Annotated in this window: 22 protein-coding genes; 10 read left to right on the top strand and 12 right to left on the bottom strand. The window is 64.9% G+C overall.

The features are described from left to right. Positions 1 to 23: 23 nt before the first annotated feature. The 4 genes from CG471_RS21120 to CG471_RS21105 form a co-directional block, all read right to left on the bottom strand. Positions 24 to 1118 carry an AI-2E family transporter gene (locus CG471_RS21120; protein ID WP_037515942.1) on the bottom strand — a complete coding sequence of 365 codons (1095 nt, stop codon included), beginning with the start codon at positions 1116 to 1118 and terminating at the stop codon, positions 24 to 26. 49 nt (positions 1119 to 1167) lie between these two features. Further along, positions 1168 to 2412, bottom strand: coding sequence for a YceI family protein (locus CG471_RS21115; protein WP_099233570.1), 1245 nt, complete (start codon positions 2410 to 2412; stop codon positions 1168 to 1170). Positions 2413 to 2515: 103 nt separating this feature from the next. After that, complete coding sequence (locus tag CG471_RS21110) at positions 2516 to 3856, bottom strand: alkaline phosphatase family protein (RefSeq protein WP_099233568.1); 1341 nt, start codon at positions 3854 to 3856, stop codon at positions 2516 to 2518. A gap of 1 nt (position 3857) precedes the next feature. Further along, positions 3858 to 6128, bottom strand: a complete 2271-nt coding sequence (locus CG471_RS21105; RefSeq protein WP_099233566.1) for a TonB-dependent receptor — start codon at positions 6126 to 6128, stop codon at positions 3858 to 3860. Positions 6129 to 6347: 219 nt separating this feature from the next. Between CG471_RS21105 and CG471_RS21100 the strand changes: the two genes are divergently transcribed. Beyond that, positions 6348 to 6788, top strand: coding sequence for a thioesterase family protein (locus CG471_RS21100; protein WP_004210293.1), 441 nt, complete (start codon positions 6348 to 6350; stop codon positions 6786 to 6788). A 22-nt stretch (positions 6789 to 6810) separates the two neighbouring features. Here the strand turns inward: CG471_RS21100 and CG471_RS21095 are convergent, their stop codons facing one another. After that, positions 6811 to 7197 carry a DUF983 domain-containing protein gene (locus CG471_RS21095; RefSeq protein WP_037506220.1) on the bottom strand — a complete coding sequence of 129 codons (387 nt, stop codon included), beginning with the start codon at positions 7195 to 7197 and terminating at the stop codon, positions 6811 to 6813. Positions 7198 to 7290: 93 nt separating this feature from the next. On the opposite strand from CG471_RS21095, the gene pabB reads away from it, so the two are divergent. From pabB to CG471_RS21060, 7 genes are all read left to right on the top strand, one after another. Continuing rightward, positions 7291 to 8469 (top strand): aminodeoxychorismate synthase component I, encoded by a 1179-nt coding sequence (gene pabB, locus CG471_RS21090; protein ID WP_004210296.1) that lies wholly within the window; start codon positions 7291 to 7293, stop codon positions 8467 to 8469. 32 nt (positions 8470 to 8501) lie between these two features. Next, on the top strand, positions 8502 to 9125 hold the full coding sequence (locus CG471_RS21085; protein ID WP_004210299.1) for an aminotransferase class IV: 624 nt from the start codon (positions 8502 to 8504) through the stop codon (positions 9123 to 9125). A 185-nt stretch (positions 9126 to 9310) separates the two neighbouring features. Beyond that, on the top strand, positions 9311 to 10513 hold the full coding sequence (locus CG471_RS21080; protein ID WP_099233564.1) for a pyridoxal phosphate-dependent aminotransferase: 1203 nt from the start codon (positions 9311 to 9313) through the stop codon (positions 10511 to 10513). 310 nt (positions 10514 to 10823) lie between these two features. Further along, entirely contained in the window at positions 10824 to 10985 is a 162-nt protein-coding gene (locus CG471_RS21075; protein WP_170319005.1) for a hypothetical protein, read from the top strand. Continuing rightward, entirely contained in the window at positions 10972 to 11646 is a 675-nt protein-coding gene (msrA, locus tag CG471_RS21070) for a peptide-methionine (S)-S-oxide reductase MsrA (protein WP_099233562.1), read from the top strand. Before CG471_RS21075 ends, msrA begins: the two co-directional genes overlap by 14 nt. Positions 11647 to 11716: 70 nt before the next feature. After that, a complete protein-coding gene (locus CG471_RS21065; protein WP_099233560.1) occupies positions 11717 to 12835 on the top strand; it encodes a zinc-binding dehydrogenase in 1119 nt (372 codons plus the stop codon). A 37-nt stretch (positions 12836 to 12872) separates the two neighbouring features. Beyond that, a complete protein-coding gene (locus CG471_RS21060) occupies positions 12873 to 13400 on the top strand; it encodes a GNAT family N-acetyltransferase (protein WP_099233558.1) in 528 nt (175 codons plus the stop codon). A 403-nt stretch (positions 13401 to 13803) separates the two neighbouring features. On the opposite strand, the gene CG471_RS21055 is transcribed toward CG471_RS21060, so the two are convergent. From CG471_RS21055 to CG471_RS21025, 7 genes are read right to left on the bottom strand one after another with little or no spacing between them, the layout of a single operon-like run. Next, positions 13804 to 14145 (bottom strand): DsrE family protein, encoded by a 342-nt coding sequence (locus tag CG471_RS21055; protein WP_099233582.1) that lies wholly within the window; start codon positions 14143 to 14145, stop codon positions 13804 to 13806. Positions 14146 to 14156: 11 nt separating this feature from the next. After that, positions 14157 to 14924, bottom strand: coding sequence for a HesA/MoeB/ThiF family protein (locus CG471_RS21050; protein WP_099233578.1), 768 nt, complete (start codon positions 14922 to 14924; stop codon positions 14157 to 14159). Then, a complete protein-coding gene (locus CG471_RS21045) occupies positions 14921 to 15325 on the bottom strand; it encodes a hypothetical protein (protein WP_099233580.1) in 405 nt (134 codons plus the stop codon). The genes CG471_RS21050 and CG471_RS21045 overlap by 4 nt, the downstream gene beginning before the upstream one ends. Before the next feature lie 5 nt (positions 15326 to 15330). After that, positions 15331 to 15786, bottom strand: a complete 456-nt coding sequence (gene dut / locus CG471_RS21040) for a dUTP diphosphatase (RefSeq protein ID WP_099233556.1) — start codon at positions 15784 to 15786, stop codon at positions 15331 to 15333. Continuing rightward, on the bottom strand, positions 15761 to 17005 hold the full coding sequence (coaBC, locus tag CG471_RS21035; RefSeq protein WP_099233576.1) for a bifunctional phosphopantothenoylcysteine decarboxylase/phosphopantothenate--cysteine ligase CoaBC: 1245 nt from the start codon (positions 17003 to 17005) through the stop codon (positions 15761 to 15763). The genes dut and coaBC overlap by 26 nt, the downstream gene beginning before the upstream one ends. Before the next feature lie 49 nt (positions 17006 to 17054). Further along, positions 17055 to 18596 (bottom strand): 2-polyprenylphenol 6-hydroxylase, encoded by a 1542-nt coding sequence (gene ubiB, locus CG471_RS21030; RefSeq protein WP_099233554.1) that lies wholly within the window; start codon positions 18594 to 18596, stop codon positions 17055 to 17057. A 7-nt stretch (positions 18597 to 18603) separates the two neighbouring features. Further along, entirely contained in the window at positions 18604 to 19335 is a 732-nt protein-coding gene (locus tag CG471_RS21025) for a class I SAM-dependent methyltransferase (protein WP_010335632.1), read from the bottom strand. Between the two features lie 180 nt (positions 19336 to 19515). On the opposite strand from CG471_RS21025, the gene mutM reads away from it, so the two are divergent. Both mutM and rpsT read left to right on the top strand, forming a co-directional pair. Then, a complete protein-coding gene (gene mutM, locus CG471_RS21020) occupies positions 19516 to 20328 on the top strand; it encodes a bifunctional DNA-formamidopyrimidine glycosylase/DNA-(apurinic or apyrimidinic site) lyase (RefSeq protein ID WP_099233552.1) in 813 nt (270 codons plus the stop codon). 117 nt (positions 20329 to 20445) lie between these two features. Beyond that, positions 20446 to 20709 carry a 30S ribosomal protein S20 gene (gene rpsT / locus CG471_RS21015; RefSeq protein ID WP_010335635.1) on the top strand — a complete coding sequence of 88 codons (264 nt, stop codon included), beginning with the start codon at positions 20446 to 20448 and terminating at the stop codon, positions 20707 to 20709. The last annotated feature ends 272 nt before the right edge of the window (positions 20710 to 20981 follow it).

Genomic DNA, 20981 nt, shown 5'->3' with positions numbered 1-20981 from the left:
CGTTCACCTCAGACGATCAGGGTCTAGAAGGTGAGCGGTGGCGCACCCGCTTCGTTGGAGCGGGTGCGGATCACGATCTGCCAGGTGGCGATGAACAGGGCGGCGATCACCGGCCCGATGACGATGCCGTTGAAGCCGAATAATTGCAGCCCGCCGAGCGTGGTGATCAGCACCACATAATCGGGGATGCGGGTGTCGCGGCCGACCAGGATCGGGCGCAGCAGATTGTCGACCATGCCGATCACGAACATGCCGCAGAAGATCAGGATCAGCCCCTTCCAGATCGCGCCGGTCGCCAGCAGATAGATTGCCACCGGCGCCCAGATGAGGCCGGTGCCGACGGCCGGCAGCAGCGAGAAGAAGCCCATCATCACGCCCCACAGCAGCGCGCCGGAAATGCCCAGTGCGCCGAACACCAGCCCGCCGATCAGCCCCTGCAAGATGGCGACGACGATGCTGCCCTTGATCGTGGCGCGGATGACGATGACGAATTGCCGCATCAGCGCGCGGCGATGCAGCACCCGCAGCGGCGCGGCCCGGTCCAGCTTGCGCGCCAGATCCAGTCCGTCGCGCAGCAGGAAGAAGGTGAGATAGAGCATCACCGTCAGCGCGATGATGAAGCTGAAGGCGCTCTGGCCGATCAGGAAGGCCTGGGCCGCGACGGTGCGGAAACTGGCGGTCAGGCCATCGGTCAGCAGCCGCTGGACCGCGGCGAAATTGGATATGCCCAGCCGCCGCAGGCCGATCGACGCCCAGTCGGGCAGCGCCGCCTGGAACTGCGCGAACATGTGGGGAATGTTGATCTTCCCCACATTGATCTGGGCGTAGAGCGCGGTCGCTTCCTGCACCAGCGCGATCGACAGGATGATGGCCGGCACGATCACGATCGCGATGATCAGCAACAGCGTCAGCAGCGCGGCGCTATTGCGATGGCCGGGGATCAGCTTGAGCAGCCCCTGGTTCACCGGAATGAACAGGATGGCGACGATCACGCCCCAGAGGATCGCCCCGAAGAAGGGCTCCACCACCAGCGCGAAGGCGATGGAAACCAGCACCACCAGGGCGACGAACACCCCATCCTCAATCTGCGTTCGGCGATGCCGGCTCTGTCGTTCCATGTCCGCTTCTTGGCAGAAACCGTTACGTTAATCCATGCATCGCATGGCCTTATTGCGCCTTGGCGTCAAAGTTGAAGGTCACCATCACTTTGGGATCAAGGCCGGTGCTGCTGTCGCCATTGCCCACGCCAAAGGGCAGCCGGGCGACGCTGGCCGATCCGCTGACCTTGCGGCTTGTGCCGCTGCCCGACAGGGTGAAGCGGATCGCCTGCGGCTTGGCCACGCCCTTCAGCGTCAGCGTGCCATGGGCGCGATAGCCGTTGGCGCCGCTCTTCTCCGCGCCCCTGGCAACGAAGGTCGCGGTCGGGTGGGCGGCGCTGCCGAAGAATTCGTCGCCCGGCAGCATGCCGTCCTTATAGGCGTCGCCGACGCTGGCAGACGCCATGTCGATCGTCACCTTGATGTCGGCGCTTTCGGGATGGTCGGGGTCCATCACGATCTTCGCGGTCCATTTGGAGAAGCTGCCGCTGATCGTCTCGCCGCTATTGCCGACCGAAAAGCCGATCCGGCCGCCGGGTTGCACGGCCCATGCGGGCGGTGGGCCGGCCGGTTCCTCGGCAACGGCGGCGGTCTCGTTCGCAGCCGGGGTGGCGGCATTGTCGCTCGCATTGCCGGCGGCTTCGACGGCATTGTCTTCGGCAGGCACGTCTTCCGCCTCGACCGCATTGGTGGCGGGGGCAGCGGGCGCTTCAGGCGCGGCACCCGGCAGGATCGCCCGTCCCAGCAGGAAGCCGGCGAGGATCAGCGCGGGCAGGCCGATCAGCAAGGCGGTCGAGCGACCCGGCACCATCCGCCAGATCAGCCCGTCGCGCATCAACACATGATGGCGCAGCGCGCCCGCGACATGCAGCGCCACCAGCGCGATGCCGATCCAGGCCAGCAGGCTGTGGCCGCCTTCGGCCAGGCCATGGCTTGCCATTGGCAGCGGCAGATGGGGCAGGGGAATGACGCCGAAGAACAGCGTCGGCACCTTGACCTTGGCGGTCGAGACCAGCGCCCAGCCGGTCAGCGGCGCGCCCAGCATGAAGGCATAGAGACCGACATGGACGCCGGATGCCAGCGCCCCCTGCCAGCCGCCTTCCAGCTTGGCCGGGCGCGGCTTCCACCAGCGCACGCCAATGCGCAGCAGCGTCAGCAGCAGCACGGTGATGCCGATCGACTTGTGCAACTGGAACAGCGCAAAGCCGCGCGCGCCCAGACTGGCCAGCGCCCAGCCGACGACAATCTGGAAGGCAAGCAGGGCGGCGATCGCCCAGTGCAAGGTGATGGCGGCCAGGCTGTAACGCTGCGGCATATGGACTACCCCGAAAATGACCCTGTTGGATTGGGCGCAAAATTATGTCGCGGGGGTAATGAAGTCCATCGTCGCAGCCGGAAACGATCCGTTGCCGGGTGGATCAGCGCAGGTCGATCGCCGCCGCCTCCGCGTCGGGCAGCTTGGCGCCCATCGCCTTGGCCAAAGTGGGTGCGATCGCGCGCATGTCGATCAGGCCCAGATCCTTGCCCGGCTTCACCCCCGGTCCCATCGCCATGAAGGTGGCGCGCAGATTGGCCGGTCCGGGGAAATAGCCGTGCATCCCCTTGACCGGTGTCGGCGCGACCAGCGGCACATTGGCGCCGCGGAAGATGTCGGTGACGAAGCCGGGCTTGAGGTTGATCGTGAAGCTGGCCTGCGCATTGCCGCCGAGCTTTGCCATCTCTGCCCGGTCGACGATGCGGTCGATGCCGTTGGCGGGGTTGGCGGCCAGTCTGTCGAGCAAGGCCTTCACCTTGTCGGCCAGCATCTGGTCATCGGGCCGGGCGAGCATGATCGCGGCCGATCCGCCGCCGATCCAGGGCATGGCCTGCCACGACGCGACCTTGCCGTCCGCGCCAAGGGTGATGAGGCCGGCGTCGATGAAGGGACGGAACAGGTTGAGGCCGCTATGCGTCGCCTCGAACCCATGGTCGCTGACCAGCGCGATCAGCGCGTCGGGATGCGCCTTGCGCTCGGCCGCGACCAGATCGCCGACGATCGCGTCGATCTTTTCCAGCACGGCCTTGGCGGCTGGTGTGTCGGGACCGCTACCATGCTGCTCATGGTCGAGTGCTGTGAGATAGACGGTCAGGAAGTCGGGCTGGTGTGCGGCGATCAGGGCGGTGGCGAACCGGCCCCTGTTCTGGTCGCCGGACAGGCTTTCATCGATCCCCATGGCATAGGGCTGGCCGACCGCCCGTTCCAGCTCCGCCTTCAAGCCCGGCGTCGCCAGCGCATCCAGCAGTTGCGCGTCGTCGCCATGGCCGGTGCGCCAGATTTGCGGCAGGTTCCAGCTAATGCCCCTGGCGGCGACGCTGACCGGCCAGTGGATATTGCCGGTGGAAATCCCGGCTTTCGCCGCCGCATCCCACAGCATCGGCACCTTCACATCCTGTGCATACCAATACCAGCCGCCCTGGTTGATCTGCATCGGGTCGAAGCTGTTGTTGCTGACGATGCCATGCTTGCCCGGCGACACGCCGGTCATCAGCGTGGTGTGGCTGGGATAGGTCAGCGTCGGCAGCACGCCGGTGACGCCCGATGCATGGGCGCCATCGGTCAGGAACCGGCGCAGATTGGGCAAGGCAAGGCCGCGCTTGTCCGCCTCCAGCACGTCGCCGGGGCGCAGCCCGTCGATCGAGATCAGCAGCACCGGCTCCGCCAGCGCCGGGAGCGGCGTGATGGCGAGCAGGGCGGAGGCAAGCAGCGCGGCCTTGTTCATCTTAGAAACCCGCCTTGAGGGTGACGAAGAATTGCTGCGGCGCGCCGATCAGCAGCGTCTGCGCGTCGCCGCTATTGCCAAAGCCGCCAGAGCCGATCGTGCTGATATATTTCTTGTCGAACAGGTTGCTGGCGTTGAGCTGCACTTCGATCTGGTCGGTGACGCGATAGCCGATCGAGGCGTCCACGATCACCCGGCCATCGACCGACGCATCGTTGGTGTAGCTGTAATAGCGCTTCGACATATAGTTGGCGCCGATCCGGCCGAACAACGGCCCCTGGTCATAATTGAGTTCGCCGCGCAGCAGATGCTTGGGGCTGTCGACCACGGTCTTGCCCTTGATCGCCGCGACCAGCGTGCCGTCCGAACTGTTGAGCACATCGTCGCGATAGGTGGCGTCGGTGTAGCTGTAGCTGGCATAGAGGCCAAAGCCCTGGCCCAGCTTCAGGTCGCCCGCCGCCTCGATGCCGACGGCGCGGACATTGCCGACATTCTGGAGCGCGGAGGCAAGACCCAGGATCGGGCTGCCGACCTGCACCGCCAGCAGGCGGTTGCGGAAATTGACCAGATAGGCGCCCAGCGTGCCGTTGAAGCGCGAACTATTGTAGCGCAGGCCCAACTCGTACGTGTCGGAGCTTTCCGGCTTCAGGTCGTCGCGGATCTGGTCGAAGCCGGCCTGGTTGGTGGAGAAGGGACCGGTGGTGGTCGCGCTGGCAAAGGCCTTGGTCACCTGGGTGAAGCCGCCGAAAATTTCCGCCTCGGGGCTCAGCTCGACGGCGAAGCCGGCATGGGGCTGGAACCAGTCCTCGGCCTTGATCTTGCCCTCGGGGAAGCTGCTCGACACGACCGCCTCGGCCTCGTTGGTGACCTTGAAGCCCTTCCAGCCCAGGTTGATCGTCAGCATGCCCAGGTCGATCTTGTCGCGGACATAATATTGGATCGTGTCGGTGGTGAAATCGAACTCCCACTGGGTCGCGAACGGGTTCTTGGGATAGTCGCGGAAGGACAGGCCGGCTTCGGTGCGGCTCTTGAACGCATAGAAGCGGCGGGCCTGGTTGAACTTGTTATTCTCGTACCAGGCACCCGCTTCCAGCGTCTGGATGCCGATCGTCGCATCGACGCTGCCGAACGCGCCGATCCGGTCCATGTCATATTCGGTGGTGCGGATCGACAGCGGCGAGCCGCCGGTGGGGCTGGGGACCGAGGGGGTCGCCCACAGGCCCATGCCGCTATTATTGTGGTAATAGCCCTTGATCTTGAAATTGGCATGATCGCCCAGCGGCGTGCTGTAGCCGATCGCGCCCAGCCAGTCCTCGCGCAGACCGGCGGCATCATAATAGGCGTCCCAGACCGACGTCACATTGTCGGGATAGACGGTGCCGGCGGCGGCGTTGCTGACCGGCGCGCCGGTTTCGCCGCGATTATTGCCGATGTCGGCATAGAGGACTGCCTTGGCATAGTCGGGCGAGGTATTGTCCCATTTCCAGCCCAGGCGGTTGATCATGTCCATCGACATGTCCTGATAATCCTGCTCGCGGCGGTCCGAATAGCTGAGCCAGCCATCCAGCTTGCCGTCGCCGACCGGGATCACGACCTTGGCATTGACCATATGCTGGTCCTGCGTGCCCTGGCCCTTCCACTTGTCGGTCGAGCCGTAAGCATAAGAGACGTAACCGCGAATGCCGTCGGCGCTGCCCATGTTCAGCCGGGCAAAGGCGCGCCAGGTCTCGTCGCTGCCATAGGTGAGGTTGCCCTGCGCGCCCAGCGCATCGGCGGGGTCGATCGAGAAGGTCTCGATCGTGCCGCCCAGATTGCCGGTCGACTGGGTGCCGAGCGAGCCCGAACCCTGCGACACGCGGACGGTGCCGATATTCTCGCTGCTGATGGCGCGGGTGATGTGCAGGCCATTATGATTGCCATAGCTCATGTCGCCCAGCGGAATGCCGTCGAAGGTGAAGCCAAGCTGGTTCTGGTTGAAGCTGCGGATGCTGACGCGCTGCGACCATTCATAGCTGCCGAACGGATCGGACGATTGGAAATTGACGCTGGGCAGCTTCTCGATGGCTTTGAGCGCATTGGTGCCGGGCGTCAGGGTGACGAGGTCGCGGGTGGTGATTTCCTGGACCTGGCGGGTTTCGCCCCGGCCAAAGACGATGATGCCGGCGCTGTCCGCATCGGCCGCGGCATCGGCGGCGGGCGCCATGTCCTGGGCAAGGGCGGGTGCGGCGATGCAGGCGGTCGAAGCGAGCAGCAGGCTGAGTGCGTGGCGCATGGTGAAATCCCCCAATCATGTGTGATTGGCGGGCGCTCTAGGCGGGGCATGTTGCACTGCAATGTGACTATCGCGACGCTGCGGCGTCAGTTTCGTGACAATATCGTTATGATTTTGTCTGTGTCATAAAGGTCGCAGTCGCGGCATTTTCGCCGCGAACATTGCATCGCAAGATCGCTGGGGTAAGAGCGAAAAAAACAATTTCAAGGAAAGCAGGACATGGCCAAACCCGAATCCTGGCGGTTCAGTCCCGACGCATATCGCTTCATCACGAGCATCGATACGCGCTTCCAGGATCTCGATACCATGGGCCACATCAACAATGTGGCCATTTCCGGTATCTTCGAAACGGCCCGTATCCGCTTTCATCACCATATGGGCCGCCACCCGCAGGAACAGGGCGTGCGCTGGCTGGTGGCCAATGTGAACCTCAACTTCATCGAGGAATCGCATTTCCCCTATCCGTTCGAGGTGCATTGCGCGATCGGCCATATCGGTCGCACCAGCTGGACGATCAGCTCGGCCGGCTTCCAGAAGGGCGTGTGCGTCGCCACCTGCGACACCACCGTCGTCACCCATGGGGCGGAGGGCCGTCGTTCGATCGACGATACGCTGCGCGAAGCGATGGAACTCAACTTCATCCGCAAGCCGGCGGAATAAGGCTCGGCTTGCCGGCGCGCCGTCAGGCGAAGCCGTGCATCCGGCGCGACCATTGGAAGGCCAGCACCGCCCCCTTGGCGGGCTGGATCATCGCCAGCCCCAATATCGCCGCCAGCGTCGGCCATAGCACCGCCTGCCAGCCCAATGGGATGGCCAGCGCGGCATTGACCTCGATCATCAGCGGCACCAGCAGATGGCCGAGCAGCAGGATGACGATATAGGCGGGGAAATCGTCGGCCTGATGCCCGTCCCAGCGCTGGCCGCAATGGCTGCACGCCGACACCGGTTTCAGGAAGCGCGCGAACAGCTTGCCCTCGCCACAGGCTGGGCAGCGGCCACGCAGGCCCAGCAGCAAGGCCGGTTTGAACGGGCGCGGTTCGCTGGTCGGGGCAGGGGGCTGGTCGGACATGACCCCTGTCTAGGCCAGCTTTGCCCCGCCGGGCAATGATGGCGCCGCCAGCATCGCTCTTTCGTGCGCGCCAAAGCCTGTTAAGAGGACGCCATGCGCCTGCCTGGTCCCACCGAAGCCTTTGCCCTGTTCGACGATGCGCGCGTCCAGGGGGCAGCGCCCGCGCGGCTGTATCGCGATCCGGTGTCGGTCATCGCTGCCTGGCGGATGGAGGAGGTGCAGCCCGCGCTCGATCGCATCGCCGAGGCGCGCGAGGCGGGCCTGCATGCCGCCGGCTATATCAGCTATGAAGCCGGGCTGGCGCTGGAGGATCGGCTGGCGCCGATCGCGCACCGCCCGCCCAAGGGCGGGCCGCAGGCCATGCCCCTGCTCTGGTTCGGTCTGTTCGAGGGCTGCCGCTTCATCCCGGCCGATGGCGTCGCGGACCTGCTGCCCGATCCTGCGGCGGTCAGCGTCGATGCGCCCTGGCCCTTGGTCAGCGAAGCCGACTATCGCGCGCAGTTCGACCAGGTGCAGGAACTGATCCGTGCCGGCGACATCTATCAGGTCAATCTGACCTTCCCGTGCGAACTGCGCTTCGCCGGCGATCCGATGGCGCTCTATGCAGCGCTGCGTCCGCGCGCGCAGGCTGGCTATGGCGGCGTCGTCAACATCGGCGGGCATCAGATATTGTCCTTCTCGCCCGAACTCTTCTTCACCCAGGTGCGCGGGCAACTGACGGCGCGGCCGATGAAGGGCACCGCCGTGCGCGATCATGATCCGGATCGCGATGCCGCCTTGGCGACCGAGCTGGCGCGCGATGCCAAGCAGCGCGCCGAAAATCTGATGATCGTCGACCTGTTGCGCAATGATCTGTCGCGGGTGGCGCGGGCCGGATCGGTCACGGTCCCTGACCTGTTCAAGGTTGAAACCTATCCGACCGTCCATCAGATGGTCTCCACCATTCGCGGCCGCGTGCTGCCGGGGCTGGCGCCGGTCGACGTGTTGCGCGTGCTTTTTCCCTGCGGATCGATCACCGGCGCGCCCAAGGTGCGGGCGATGGAGATCATCGACATGGTCGAGCCTTTTGCCCGCGGCGTCTATACCGGGGCCATGGGCTGGATGGATCCGGCGGGGGACGCGGCTTTCAATGTTGCCATTCGCACCATTTGCGTCGAAGAAGGAAGCGGTATCGGTCGCCTGGGCCTGGGTTCCGGCATCGTTGCGGATTCGGATGCGTCGGCCGAATGGGCGGAATGCCTGGCCAAGGGGCGCTTCCTGTCGCTGGGATGAAAGATGATTGCAGTGGGGCGTGAATAGGTTCGATGTCGGTGGCTGACGGACGATATGATCTGCTCGAGACCATGGCCTTCGATCCGCATGAAGGCGTGCGTCTGCTGGAACTGCATCTTGGCCGGCTGAAGGACAGCGCGCAGGCGCTGGGCTTCGCCTTCGACCGCCACAGCGTGCGCAACGAGCTTCAGGCCGCCACTTTCCGCCTGCGCGAACTCAGCCGCGTGCGGCTGCTGGTGTCGCGCCAGGGCTCGGTGTCGATCGAGGTGCGCGAACATCGCACCTGGCCCAAGGCGATCATGCAGGTGAAGGTCGTGCCCCGGCTTGCCGCCGCCACGGATCCCCGGCTGGAGCACAAGACGACCGACCGCTCCCTCTATCGCGACGCGCTGCAGCGCGGCGGCACCTATGAGGTGCTGATGACCGACGAACAGGGCTATCTGACCGAAGGCTGCTTCTCCTCCATCTTCGTGGAGCGGGGCGACAAGCTGGTGACGCCGCCGGCCTCGCGCGGGCTGCTGCGCGGAATCCTGCGCCAAAGCCTGCTCGACATGGGCGAGGCGGTGGAGGGCGACCTGCGCATCCATGATCTGGAACGCGGCTTCTTCATCGGCAATGCGTCGCGCGGGATGGTCGCGGCCTCGCTGGTCCGATAGTTTTCCTAGGACGCGCACAAGCCAATAACCGGCAACTGGCGGTTGCTCCGGCGTCCTTTGCGCACTAAGGACCGCCGCGTCTGCCTGTGCGGCAGGCGAGGAGATAATATTATTTTTTGTCGCGATGCCGTCGAACGCGGACTCTTTTGTCCGTCTGGGCATCGCTCTGGAGAAAGATCATTGCCATGAGCCAGACTTCCGCAGCCCTCGGTCGCATCCAGCCCTCCGCCACCCTGGCGATGAGCGCGCGCGTGAATGCCCTTAAAGCCGAAGGCGTGGACGTCATTGGTCTTTCCGCCGGCGAACCCGATTTCGACACCCCCGATTTCGTGAAAGAGGCGGGGATCGAGGCCATTCGCAAGAATCTGACCCGCTATACCGATGTCGACGGCACCGCCGACGTCAAGGAAGCCGTGGCGTTCAAGTTCAAGCGCGACAATGGCCTGATCTACATGCGCAGCCAGATCAGCGTGAACTCGGGCGGCAAGCACACCCTGTTCAACGCGCTGGTCGCCACCGTCGACGTGGGCGACGAGGTCATCATCCCGGCGCCCTATTGGGTCAGCTATCCCGACATCGTGAACTTTGCCGGCGGCACGCCCGTGTTCATCGAAGGACCGGCCAGCCAGGGCTACAAGATCACCCCGGCCCAGCTCGACGCGGCGATCACCCCGCGCACCAAGTGGGTGATGCTCAACTCGCCCTCCAACCCGTCGGGCGCTGCCTATTCGGCGACCGAACTCAAGGCGCTGGGCGAGGTGCTGCTGCGTCACCCGCATGTGCTGGTGATGACCGACGACATGTATGAACATGTCTGGTACGCGCCGACCCCCTTCGCCACCATCGCCCAGGTGTGCCCCGACCTCTATGACCGCACCCTGACGGTCAATGGCTGCTCCAAGGCCTTCTCCATGACCGGCTGGCGCATCGGTTTCGCCGGCGGTCCCGAATGGATCATCAAGGCGATGGGCAAGCTGCAGTCGCAGTCGACCAGCAACCCCTGCTCCATCAGCCAGGCTGCGGCCGTGGCCGCGCTGACCGGCCCGCAGGATTTCCTCGAAGAGCGCAATGCCGCCTTCAAGAAGCGCCGCGACATGGTCGTCGCCATGCTGAACGATGCGCCGGGCCTCGACTGCCCGACGCCTGAAGGCGCCTTCTATGTCTATCCCGACGCCAGCGGCGTGATCGGCAAGGTGACGCCCAAGGGCCAGCGGATCGACAGCGACGAAGCGCTGATCGGCTATTTCCTCGATGAAGCGAAGGTCGCGGCCGTCCATGGTGCCGCCTTCGGCCTCTCGCCGGCCTTCCGTATCAGCTATGCGACCTCGGAAGAGGTGCTCAAGACCGCCTGCGTGCGCATCCAGGAAGCTTGCGCAGCGCTGAAATAAGCGCCGGCCGATGATTATCGGCCTGTAATAAGCTCTTGAAAATCCGGTCGCGATACTGTCTATCGCAGCCGGATTTTTCCATTGTCTCAGAAAATGAAACGGTCTTTTTCGCACTGCAGCGTCTTGTGATTGACGCCGCAGGCGCTATATGCCCGTTGCGTAAAGAAACTTATGTGCGGTGGCATTTCGTCGCTCCACTCCCGTCCTTGGTCGAAAGCCGCTGTCCGGCGCGATCATGTTCAGACAGGGGCAAGGCGCAATGTCCTACCGGGCGACGATCGCGAAGATATCGCGACAGAAAGGCTTGGCCATGTTGGCGTTTTTGAAATCCGAACTGTTCTTCCGCTTCCTGGGTGGCTTCGCCATCGGGGCGGTCGCGATGTTCGCGCTTCAGCCCAATAATGAGCCGCCGGCGCTGACCTCGACCGCGATCGCGTCGACCGCGACCCCTGTCGGCAGTGCGGCGCTCTAAGGGCCTTTTCCTACTCCCCCTTGCGGCGCTCGCCGCCGCGTCTTCCCCATTGCATGCCGAACCTGCCGTCCCCGCGCCGATTCCGGCGCTGGATGCGCAGCCGACCCGGTCGCTGGATACCGCGATCTTTGCGGGCGGCTGCTATTGGGGTGTCGAGGGCGTCTTTTCCCATGTGAAGGGCGTCAGGCTCGTCGTGGCGGGGTTCGCCGGCGGACCCCGCGACCGCAAGGTCGATTATGACATGGTCAGCGGCGGCGATACCGGTTTCGCCGAGTCGGTCCGGGTCACCTATGATCCGAAGATCGTCAGCTATGGCACGCTGCTGCGCATCTTCTTCTCGGTCATCACCGATCCCACCACGCTCAATTATCAGCGGCCCGACAGCGGCACCCAATATCGCAGCGCGCTCTTTCCGCTCAATGCCGAGCAGGACAAGGCAGCGCGCGCCTATCTGGCGCAGTTGCAGAAGGCCGGGCTGTGGCGCGACCCGATCGTGACCAGGGTGGAGCCCTTCACCGGCTTCCAGGATGCCGGGGCCGATCATCAGGATTTCATGGCCCGCTATCCCTATCATCCCTATATCCAGCGCTGGGACATGCCCAAGCTCAAGGCATTCCGCGCCATGTATCCCACGCTCTACCGCGCGGTTCCCGCCGCCTGATCGCGCCGATGCTGGTCGATGGCGACGTGGCAGGCTAAGCCCCTTTCATCGCCGCCAAGGGAGCCTCCTCATGTCCGACATCACCGGCCTGCACCTTCTCTCGACCCTCGCGCCCGATGGCCGCCTGACCGTATCGCTGGCAGAACAGACCCTGCCAGCGCCGACCGGATCTCAGGTCGTGCTGCGGGTCGAGGCGGCACCGATCAATCCATCCGATCTCGGGTTGCTGCTGGGGTCGGCCGATGTCGACCATGCCGAATATGGCGATGGCTATCTGGTGGCGCAGATGCCCGAGGCATCGATGCGCGCCATGGCCTCGCGCCTGGGCGAAGCGATGCCGGTCGGCAATGAAGGGGCTGGCACGGTGATCGCGGCAGGCGAAGCGCCGGAGGCACAGGCGCTGCTCGGCAAGCGCGTCACCTGCGTGCCGGGCGGCATGTTCGCCCAATATCGGCTGGTCGATGCGCGCGCCTGCATGGTCTTGCCGGATGGCGCCACGGCGGAGCAGGGGGCGTCGGCCTTCGTCAATCCGATGACCGCGCTCGGCTTTGTCGAAACCATGCGGGCGGAGGGGCACAAGGCGCTGGTCCATACCGCGGCGGCCTCCAACCTTGGCCAGATGCTCGTCAAAATCTGCCAGGCGGACGACATCCCGCTGGTCAATATCGTCCGCAGCCCGGCGCAGGTCGCGCTGCTGCGCGATCTGGGCGCGCAGCATGTGCTCGACAGCACGGCCGATGATTTTGCCGAACTGCTGGTCGCCGCTCTGACCGAAACGGGGGCGACCATCGCCTTTGACGCGATCGGCGGCGGATCGCTGGTCAGCCGGATATTGGGCGCGATGGAGCAGGTGGCGAGTGCGGGCGCCACCTATAGCCGCTATGGCTCCGCCACCATGAAGCAGGCTTATATCTATGGCGCGCTCGATCTGTCGCCGACCCTGCTCACGCGCAGCTTCGGCTTCAGCTGGCGGGTCGGCGGCTGGCTGCTGACGCCCTTCCTGGCGCAGGCGGGGGCGGAAACGGTGGAGCGGATGCGCGCCCGCGTGCGCGACAATCTCACCGGCCTCTTCGCCAGCCACTATAAGGCGCGCCTGTCGCTCAGGGATGCGCTGACGCGCGACGCGGTGCTGGCCTATAATGCCCGGCGCACCGGCGAGAAATATCTGATCGTGCCGAACGCCGCCTGAACCCTGACATGCACCGATCGAGGAGCGACCTGCGCCAATGACCATTCGGGATGCCGGCCCGGCCGATGCGCCGGCCATTGCGGCCATCTATAATGACGCAGTCGTCAACACGACGGCGATCTGGAACGAGCATCAGGTCGACGCTGCCAATCGCCGCGCCTGGCTGACGGAGCGGCAGGGGCAGGGCTATCCGGTGCTGGTCGCGGTCGATGCGCTGGGCGGCGTGATCGGCTATGCCTCCTTTGGCGACTGGCGCGCCTGGGATGGCTATCGCAACACGGTCGAACATTCGGTCTATGTCCGCGCCGATCAGCGCGGGGCGGGAATCGGCAAGGCGCTGATGCTGGCCCTGATCGATCGGGCCTGCGCGATCGGCAAACATGTCATGGTCGCCGGCATAGAGGCCGGCAATATCGGGTCGATCCGGTTGCACGAGCGACTGGGCTTCGCCCAGGTCGGTTTGCTGCCGCAGGTCGGCATGAAATTCGGCCGATGGCTCGACCTGGCCTTCCTGCAACTGACGCTGGATGCACGCGCCACGCCCGACACGCGCCTGGCCGACTAGGGGCGTCTGGACAATGCGGCCGGTCCGCAGACGCCCATTTGCAGACATGTTCCCCCTCCCGCAAGCGGTAGGGGCAACAAAAAGCAGGCCGTCCGCTTCCCACCCATCCCGGTCGCTTTCGCGATGAAAGTCCTGTCCTACAGCGGCGTGTCCGGTGTAAAGTTCCGGCCGGCTCTTTTGATCGTCAACCCACTCAATTGTCGTCGATTTTTCGCGGGCCGCGGAAATCTTCCATGGCGCATACGCGCAAACTTTCGACCGTTTCCAGCTAAGGCACTGAAAAGCCTGACGCCACCTTGCGCGGCTCGCCGTCCAACAAGCGCTCAAGTCGGGGGAAGTCGCTAATTTAGGGCGTCAAACGACCCAGGTCGGCCATTTCTGCCGCGAAGGTATCCATTGCGGGTCAGGCGATCAGCAGCCGGGCAGCGTCGTCGGTCTGTTGCAGGAAGGAAAGCGGGCCGCCAATCTCGACCCCGGCGGGCAGGGTGTCGGCGGACAGGCCCGACAGCGCCAGGCCGCTCTGGCAGGCGATCAGGGCCACCCCCATGTCCAGCGCCTCGGCCAGCAGTTCGGCCAGCATGGGCAGGCCCGCCGCCTGATGCGCCGCATCTTCCGGCGCGGCCAGCGGCGTCGCCAGCAGCGCAACCGCATCCAGTTGCAGGAACAGGCTGGCCTCGCCGCCCAATGCCGCCTGCGCCGTGGCCAGCACCAATGCGCCACGCAGCCGCTCCGCATCGGCCGTCATGACGACGATCCTCAGGGCGCGCACAGTTCCGCCGCACAGCCGGGGCAGGCCGGATCCTTGGGCACGCCCAGCGTGCGGAAACGCATCGCCAGCAGGTCCGCGATCAGCAACTGCCCCGCCATGTCGGTGCCAAACGGCACCAGCGCGCGGATCACCTCCAGCGCCGCCAGGCTGCCCATCACCCCGGTCAGCGCGCCGATTACACCGGTTTCCGAACAATTGCGCTCGGGCGCATCGACCGGGCTGCCGACCAGGCAGCGATAACAGGGCTTGTCCGTCTCCCAGCCGCGATAGGTGGCGAGTTGCCCCTCGAACGGGCCGACGGCCGCCGATACCAGCGGCATGCGCAGCGCCTGCGCGGCATCGGCCACCACCAGCCGGGTGGCGAAACTGTCGCACCCGTCCAGCACGACATCGGCCTCGCGCAGCAACATCGCGGCATTGTCCGCATCGATCCGCGCATTGATCGGGATCAGCTTGATGTCGGGATTGATCCGGGCAACCGCGGCCATCGCCGCTTCCGCCTTGGGCGTGCCGATCTCGGCGGTGCCGAACAATATCTGCCGTTGCAGATTGGACAGGGCGACGGCGTCATCGTCGATCACCCGGATCGTGCCGACGCCGGCGGCCGCGAGATAGAGGATCGCCGGGCTGCCGATGCCGCCCGCGCCGATTACCGCGACATCGGCCGACAGCAGCCGGGCCTGGCCGGCGCCGCCAATTTCCTTCAGCACGATATGCCGGGCATAGCGCTCCAGTTGATCGTCGGTCAGCGTCACGGCGCATCCGACCAGAGGAACCGCACCTGCGAGCGCATCCATACCGGTTCGGCCGAGCCGGTCTTGGGGAAGCTGCGGCTGAGCGAACTCAGAATGCGGTTGCTGACGAATTTTTCCACGCCCGGGCAACTGGCATTGACCGGGGCGATCTTCATCAGCTTGCCGTCGCCGCTCAGCAGGAACAGCATGTCCATTTCCAGATATTGCGATCCCTGGCGATTGACCGCACCGCTGCACGCGCCACGCCGATAGAGCTTGGCGACATCTTCCGACCATTGGGGCGAATTCTTGCGTCCCAGCCAGTCGGGAATCTCCGGTACTTCACTCAGATCCTGCGGCATGGGCTGCGCAGCCTGCGGCGTGGCGGCGGCAAGCATCAGCGAAAGCAGCGGCGTCATCATGATGGTCACACTCCCGTAGAACCGAAGCCGCCCTGTCCCCGGACGGTATCGTCGAGCATATCGACCTCGACGAAGCTCGCAAGCTGAACCGGCGCGACCACCAGTTGCGCGATGCGATCACCCCGCTTGATCGGGAAGGGATCGGCGCCATGGTTGATCAGCAGCACCTTGAGTTCGCCGCGATAGTCGGCGTCGATCGTGCCGGGGGCGTTGGGCAGGGTGATGCCATGCTTGAGCGCCAGGCCGGAACGCGGGCGGACCTGAATCTCATAGCCTTCGGGGATCGCCAGCGCAAAACCGGTCGCGACCGGATGGCGATCGCCGGGGTTGAGGGTGATCTCCTCGGCCGACACCACATCCATGCCGGCGGCATGCGCGGTGGCATAGGCGGGGACGGGCAGGCCCTCGCCATTGGGCAGGCGCATAAGTTGGATATCAATCGGCGGCAGGGGAGAGGGCATTGGCAACCTTTTCGATGAGTTTGGTGGCGACATCGCTCTTGGCCATGGCGGCCCAGCTTTCGATGCCGGCGGATGTGACGATCTGGACGCTGTTGCTGTCGCCGCCCATGACGTCGCCCGACACATCATTGGCGACGATCCAGTCGGCGCCCTTGCGGGCCAGCTTGGCCTGCGCATGTTCGGCGATCTTCTGCGTCTCGGCGGCAAAGCCGATCAGCAGGCGGGGGCGGCGGACATGATGGCCCAGCGTCGCCAATATGTCGGGATTTTCGACCAGGCTAAGCGGCGCGGGCTGGCCTGAGCCATCCTTCTTCAGCTTCTGCTCGGCGGCGTCGGCGGTGCGCCAGTCGGCGACGGCCGCGACCATGATCGCTGCGTCGGCGGGCAGGGCGTCCTCGACTGCCGCCAGCATCTCGCGCGCGGTCTCGACATCGATGCGGTCGACCCCCGCGGGCGTCGGGAGATGCACGGGGCCCGCCACTAGAGTCACCTTCGCCCCGGCACGCGCAGCGGCAGCGGCGATGGCGAAGCCCTGCTTGCCCGAAGAGCGATTGGCGATGTAGCGCACCGGATCGATCGGCTCATGGGTCGGTCCGGCCGTCACCAATATATGCCGTCCGGCCAGCGGCTCATCCGCGCCCGCGAAATCCGGCTGACCCGCCAGCGGATCGGGCAAAGTCGGAGCGGCCAGCAGGCGCCCGATCTCCGCTGCGATCACTTCCGGCTCGGGCAGGCGGCCCTTGCCATATTCGCCGCAGGCCATCTCGCCATCGTCGGGCGTCATGATGTGAACGCCATCGGCATGGAGCTGCGCCAGGTTCCGCTGCGTCGCCTTGTGGTGCCACATGCGCACATTCATAGCCGGCACCGCCAGCACCGGCTTGTCGGTGGCAAGCAGGATGGTGGTGGCGAGGTCATCGGCGATGCCCGCCGCCATCTTGGCCAGGATATTGGCGGTGGCCGGCGCTACGACGATCAGGTCCGCCTGGCGCGACAGCTGGATATGGCCGATTTCGCGTTCTTCCTTGAGGTCGAACATGTCGCCATAGACATGATCCTCGGTCAGCACGCCCAGGCTCAGCGGCGTGACGAACTGCTGCGCGCTTTCGGTGAGAACCGCGCGCACGGCGATGCCGCGCTTGCGCAACTGGCGCACCAGTTCCAGCGACTTATAGGCCGCAATGCCGCCGGACACGATGAGAAGCACACGCTGGGTCATGGCCAACATTTGGTCGCGCGACCGGGACTTGTCCAGCCCGGTCGCCGACTTAGAAGAAGGTCGTGGCCGCGGCCATCGCCCCGGCGCCGATCGCCGCCGCCAGCAGCGCGACCAGCCCATAGCGCCAGCCGCCACCCACCTGGATCAGCTTCACGTCGCCCAGCGGCAGCGGTGGCGGGGCGCCGCCCTTTTCGGGGAAGGCATCCTCGATCCGGCGGACCAGTGCCGGCAGCCGCTGGATCAGGCGCCAATTCTCGATCAGCGCATCGGCCGCCTTGGCTTCCGGCCCCAATTCGGTGCGCAGCCATTCCTTCACATAGGGGCCACTGGTTTCCCACATGTTGATTTCGGGATCGAGCTGGTGGGCGACGCCCTCGACCATCACCATCGTCTTCTGCAGCAGCAGCAGGTGCGGCTGGGTCTGCATGTCGAAATCGCGGGTGATGGCGAACAGCCCGTCCAGCATGCCGCCCACCGACAATTCGCTCGCCGGCTTGCCGCGCATCGGCTCGCCCACGGCGCGCAGCGCGGTGGCGAACTCGTCGACATTATGATGGCCGGGCACATATTGCGCCTCGAAATGGATTTCGGCGACGCGCTTGTAGTTGCCGGTGATCAGGCCATAGAGGATCTCGGCCAGCCACATGCGCGCGCGCCGGTCGATCCGGCCCATGATGCCGAAATCGATCGCGACGATGTCGCCATTGCCCTTCACGAACAAATTGCCCTGATGCATGTCCGCGTGGAAGAAGCCCTCGGCGATCGCCTGCCGCAGGAAGGCGTTGACGAGGCGGGCGGCGATGTCTTTGAGGTCATGGCCGGCGGCGATCAGCGCATCGCGATCGGAGATCTTGATGCCGTCGATCCATTCCATCGTCATGACCTTGCCGGTCGTGCGATCCCAGTCGATGGCGGGCACGCGATAGCCCGGCATCGCTTCCATCGCCTCGGCCAGTTCGGACGCCGATGCCGCTTCGCGCCGCAGGTCCAGCTCGCGGGCGGTCCAGCGCTTCATATTGGCGATGACCAGGCGCGGGCGCAGGCGGGCGACTTCGCCGCCCAGCATCTCGACATGGGCGGCGGCCCATTCATAGGTCTGGATGTCGCGATTGAACTGGTCGATCACGCCGGGGCGGATCACCTTCACCGCGACCTCGCGACCGTCGCTGGTAACGGCGCGATGCACCTGCGCGATTGACGCGGCTCCGACGGGCTGCTCGTCGAAGCGGGCATAGACCTGCTCCAGCGGCCGGCCGAAACTCTGCTCGATCTGGGCGCGGATCGTCTCGAACGGGACGGGGGGCAGGGCGTCCTGCAGGCGCAACAGGTCGTTCGCGGCTTCCTCACCGACCAGATCGGGGCGGGTCGCCAGCGTCTGGCCCAGCTTGATCGCGGCCGGGCCGATCGACTGGAACGCATCGGCATAGCGTGGCTGCTTGGGTACGCGCGCGCCGAAACGGGCCAGGCGCACCAGCCGGCGGACGGGCGTGGGCGTCAGCGGATCGCGTTCTATGCCAGTGAGGGCGCCATGGCGTGCGAGTGTCCGGCCCCATTTCAGGAGCCGCCAGATATGAGTCGCGTGGGTGGTCATGCGGGCGTCAGATCTTCCAGCCCGAATGGATCGCCACCAGTCCGCCCAGGATCGGCTCGACCTTGGTGTTCACGAAACCGGCGTCGCGGATCATGCCCTCAAACTTGGGCATGGGCGGGAAGCGGCGGATCGATTCGATCAGATAGCGATAGCTGTCGGCGTCATTGGCGAACAGCTTGCCCAGCTGTGGCACCAGCTTGTGGGAATAGCTGTCATACACGTCGGAAAAGCCGGGCCAGGTGGTGGTCGAAAATTCGAGGCAGAAGAAACGGCCGCCAAACTTCAGCACGCGGTGGGCCTCGCGCAGCGCCATGTCGATATGGGTGACGTTGCGGATGCCGAAGGCGATCGTATAGGCGTCGAACTCCCGGTCGCCAAAGGTCAGCGTCTCGGCATTTTGTTCCGACCAGATGAGGCCCTCATAGCCCTTCTTCTGCGCCCGCTCGACGCCAACGGCCAGCATCTCGGGATTGATGTCGGACACGGTGATGTGCGCGCCCAGCTTGTGCATGCGAAAGGCGATGTCGCCGGTGCCGCCGGCCATGTCCAATATCTGTTCGCCCGGCTGCGGCTTCACTCGCTTGACGAACTGGTCCTTCCACAGCCGATGGGCGCCGCCCGACATGGCGTCGTTCATCAGGTCATATTTGGCGGCGACATTGGAGAATACGGCGCGGACCATGCCGGCCTTCTCGGCGGCATCGACGTCGCGATAGCCGAAAGATGCTGTTTCGCTCATGCGGTTCGCTCTAGAGCCTGATCGTGCCAGATGGAAGCGCTATGCGCGCTCACGCGATGCGGCGAATCCCGCTCTTGTGTGATTACGCAGTTTCAGCGTCAGTCCGGCGCGAAGGCATGGGTTGGGCGCTGGGTGTAAACGCCCCTGTCGTTCCGCTATCCGGCATCCTACATAGGGGCCATGCCAGAGCTTCCCGAAGTCGAAACCACCGTTTCCGGCCTGCGATCCGTCTTGCAGGGCGCGACCCTCACACGGGTCGAGCCGCGCCGCGCCGATCTGCGCTTCCCGATTCCGGTGGACCTGCGTCAGCGTATGACCGGCGCCACCGTCACGGGACTGTCGCGCCGGGCCAAATATGGCCTCATCGAAACCGATCGCGGCGACATGATGATCTTCCACCTCGGCATGTCGGGGCGATGGCGAATCGATCCGGCGGAAATCGGGGCGCATGACCATCTGTTGCTGGAGACGGGCAGCGGCCATCTCCTCTCGCTCAACGACCCGCGCCGCTTCGGCTCGCTGGATCTAGTGCGCAGTGACGCCTGGCAGGGCTATGCCCCCTTCACCCGCATGGGGCCGGAGCCATTGGGGCCGGATTTCGACGCGGCCTATCTGGCGAAGGTGCTGGATGGCAAGGCGACGTCGATCAAGGCGGCGCTGCTCGACCAGCGCATCGTCGCGGGGCTGGGCAATATCTATGTATGCGAAGCGCTGAACATGGCGGGCATCGCCCCGACTCGAGCGGCAGGGCGCATATCGAAGCCCCGACTCACTTTGCTGGTAGAAGCGATTCGTACCGTTCTGTCCGCCGCCATCGTCGCCGGCGGTTCCACCCTGCGCGATTATGCGCGGCCGGATGGCGAATTGGGCTATTTCTCCAACCAATGGCGAGTCTATGGGCGCGAAGGGCAGATTTGTCCTTGTGGTGGCACCGTGCAGCGCCGAGTCGATGGGGGGCGATCGACCTTCCATTGCCCCAAATGCCAGAAATAGCGGGGGGCTCGCTGGTTGACGACACCCCGGAACAGCTGTAAGGGGCGCACCTTCACGAGGCTGGTTGGCGAATCCGACGGGCCTCTTCCCGAGATTTGATGAGAACCGAGGAATAGTATGGCCAATACGCCGCAAGCCAAGAAGCGCATCCGTCGCAATGAGCGTCGCGCCGCGATCAATGGCGCCCGCATCAGCCGGATCCGCACCCTGGTGAAGAAGGTGGAAGCCGCCATCCTCGCCGGTGACAAGGATGCTGCTGCGACCGCGCTTCAGACTGTCCAGCCCGAACTGGCCCGCGGCGTTGCCCGTGGCGTTCTGCACAAGAACACCGCCGCTCGTAAGTTCGGTCGCCTGACCAAGGCCGTCGGCGCGATCGCCTAAGCCTTACGTTAAGCTACCCGCTTATCTGAAAAAGCCCGCTCCGGATCGCCGGAGCGGGCTTTTTCTGCTGGAGTCACGGAATAGTCATTTCCCTGACCCGCGAATTTCTCACGATTCGAGCCGTATCGTCAGAATCGCCACCAAGTAATTCACTGAAAAATAGTCATAATTTGTGAATCTGCAGTTTTCCGCGGAATTCCCGAGTCAACGTCTTTATTTCAGTTTTTTGAAGCGACCCGCCCTTGATCCGGCGAAGCGGCCCTGTCTATTTT

Origin of the sequence: Sphingobium sp. IP1, from assembly GCF_002708645.1 — a bacterium.
In the GTDB taxonomy this organism is placed as follows: domain Bacteria; phylum Pseudomonadota; class Alphaproteobacteria; order Sphingomonadales; family Sphingomonadaceae; genus Sphingobium; species Sphingobium yanoikuyae.
This window is presented reverse-complemented; position numbering and strand designations above follow the sequence as displayed.

Excerpts from the sequence above, each read along its gene's own strand:
- rpsT (WP_010335635.1), top strand. The coding sequence starts at position 20,446 with ATGGCCAATACGCCGCAAGCCAAGAAGCGCATCCGTCGCAATGAGCGT.
- dut (WP_099233556.1), bottom strand. The coding sequence starts at position 15,786 with ATGCCCTCTCCCCTGCCGCCGATTGATATCCAACTTATGCGCCTGCCC.
- CG471_RS21095 (WP_037506220.1), bottom strand. The coding sequence starts at position 7,197 with ATGTCCGACCAGCCCCCTGCCCCGACCAGCGAACCGCGCCCGTTCAAA.
- CG471_RS21100 (WP_004210293.1), top strand. The coding sequence starts at position 6,348 with ATGGCCAAACCCGAATCCTGGCGGTTCAGTCCCGACGCATATCGCTTC.
- ubiB (WP_099233554.1), bottom strand. The coding sequence starts at position 18,596 with ATGACCACCCACGCGACTCATATCTGGCGGCTCCTGAAATGGGGCCGG.
- CG471_RS21075 (WP_170319005.1), top strand. The coding sequence starts at position 10,824 with ATGTTGGCGTTTTTGAAATCCGAACTGTTCTTCCGCTTCCTGGGTGGC.
- CG471_RS21055 (WP_099233582.1), bottom strand. The coding sequence starts at position 14,145 with ATGACGGCCGATGCGGAGCGGCTGCGTGGCGCATTGGTGCTGGCCACG.
- pabB (WP_004210296.1), top strand. The coding sequence starts at position 7,291 with ATGCGCCTGCCTGGTCCCACCGAAGCCTTTGCCCTGTTCGACGATGCG.
- CG471_RS21115 (WP_099233570.1), bottom strand. The coding sequence starts at position 2,412 with ATGCCGCAGCGTTACAGCCTGGCCGCCATCACCTTGCACTGGGCGATC.
- CG471_RS21085 (WP_004210299.1), top strand. The coding sequence starts at position 8,502 with ATGTCGGTGGCTGACGGACGATATGATCTGCTCGAGACCATGGCCTTC.
- CG471_RS21025 (WP_010335632.1), bottom strand. The coding sequence starts at position 19,335 with ATGAGCGAAACAGCATCTTTCGGCTATCGCGACGTCGATGCCGCCGAG.
- CG471_RS21120 (WP_037515942.1), bottom strand. The coding sequence starts at position 1,118 with ATGGAACGACAGAGCCGGCATCGCCGAACGCAGATTGAGGATGGGGTG.
- mutM (WP_099233552.1), top strand. The coding sequence starts at position 19,516 with ATGCCAGAGCTTCCCGAAGTCGAAACCACCGTTTCCGGCCTGCGATCC.
- CG471_RS21060 (WP_099233558.1), top strand. The coding sequence starts at position 12,873 with ATGACCATTCGGGATGCCGGCCCGGCCGATGCGCCGGCCATTGCGGCC.
- coaBC (WP_099233576.1), bottom strand. The coding sequence starts at position 17,005 with ATGACCCAGCGTGTGCTTCTCATCGTGTCCGGCGGCATTGCGGCCTAT.
- CG471_RS21105 (WP_099233566.1), bottom strand. The coding sequence starts at position 6,128 with ATGCGCCACGCACTCAGCCTGCTGCTCGCTTCGACCGCCTGCATCGCC.
- CG471_RS21065 (WP_099233560.1), top strand. The coding sequence starts at position 11,717 with ATGTCCGACATCACCGGCCTGCACCTTCTCTCGACCCTCGCGCCCGAT.
- CG471_RS21045 (WP_099233580.1), bottom strand. The coding sequence starts at position 15,325 with ATGATGACGCCGCTGCTTTCGCTGATGCTTGCCGCCGCCACGCCGCAG.
- CG471_RS21080 (WP_099233564.1), top strand. The coding sequence starts at position 9,311 with ATGAGCCAGACTTCCGCAGCCCTCGGTCGCATCCAGCCCTCCGCCACC.
- CG471_RS21110 (WP_099233568.1), bottom strand. The coding sequence starts at position 3,856 with ATGAACAAGGCCGCGCTGCTTGCCTCCGCCCTGCTCGCCATCACGCCG.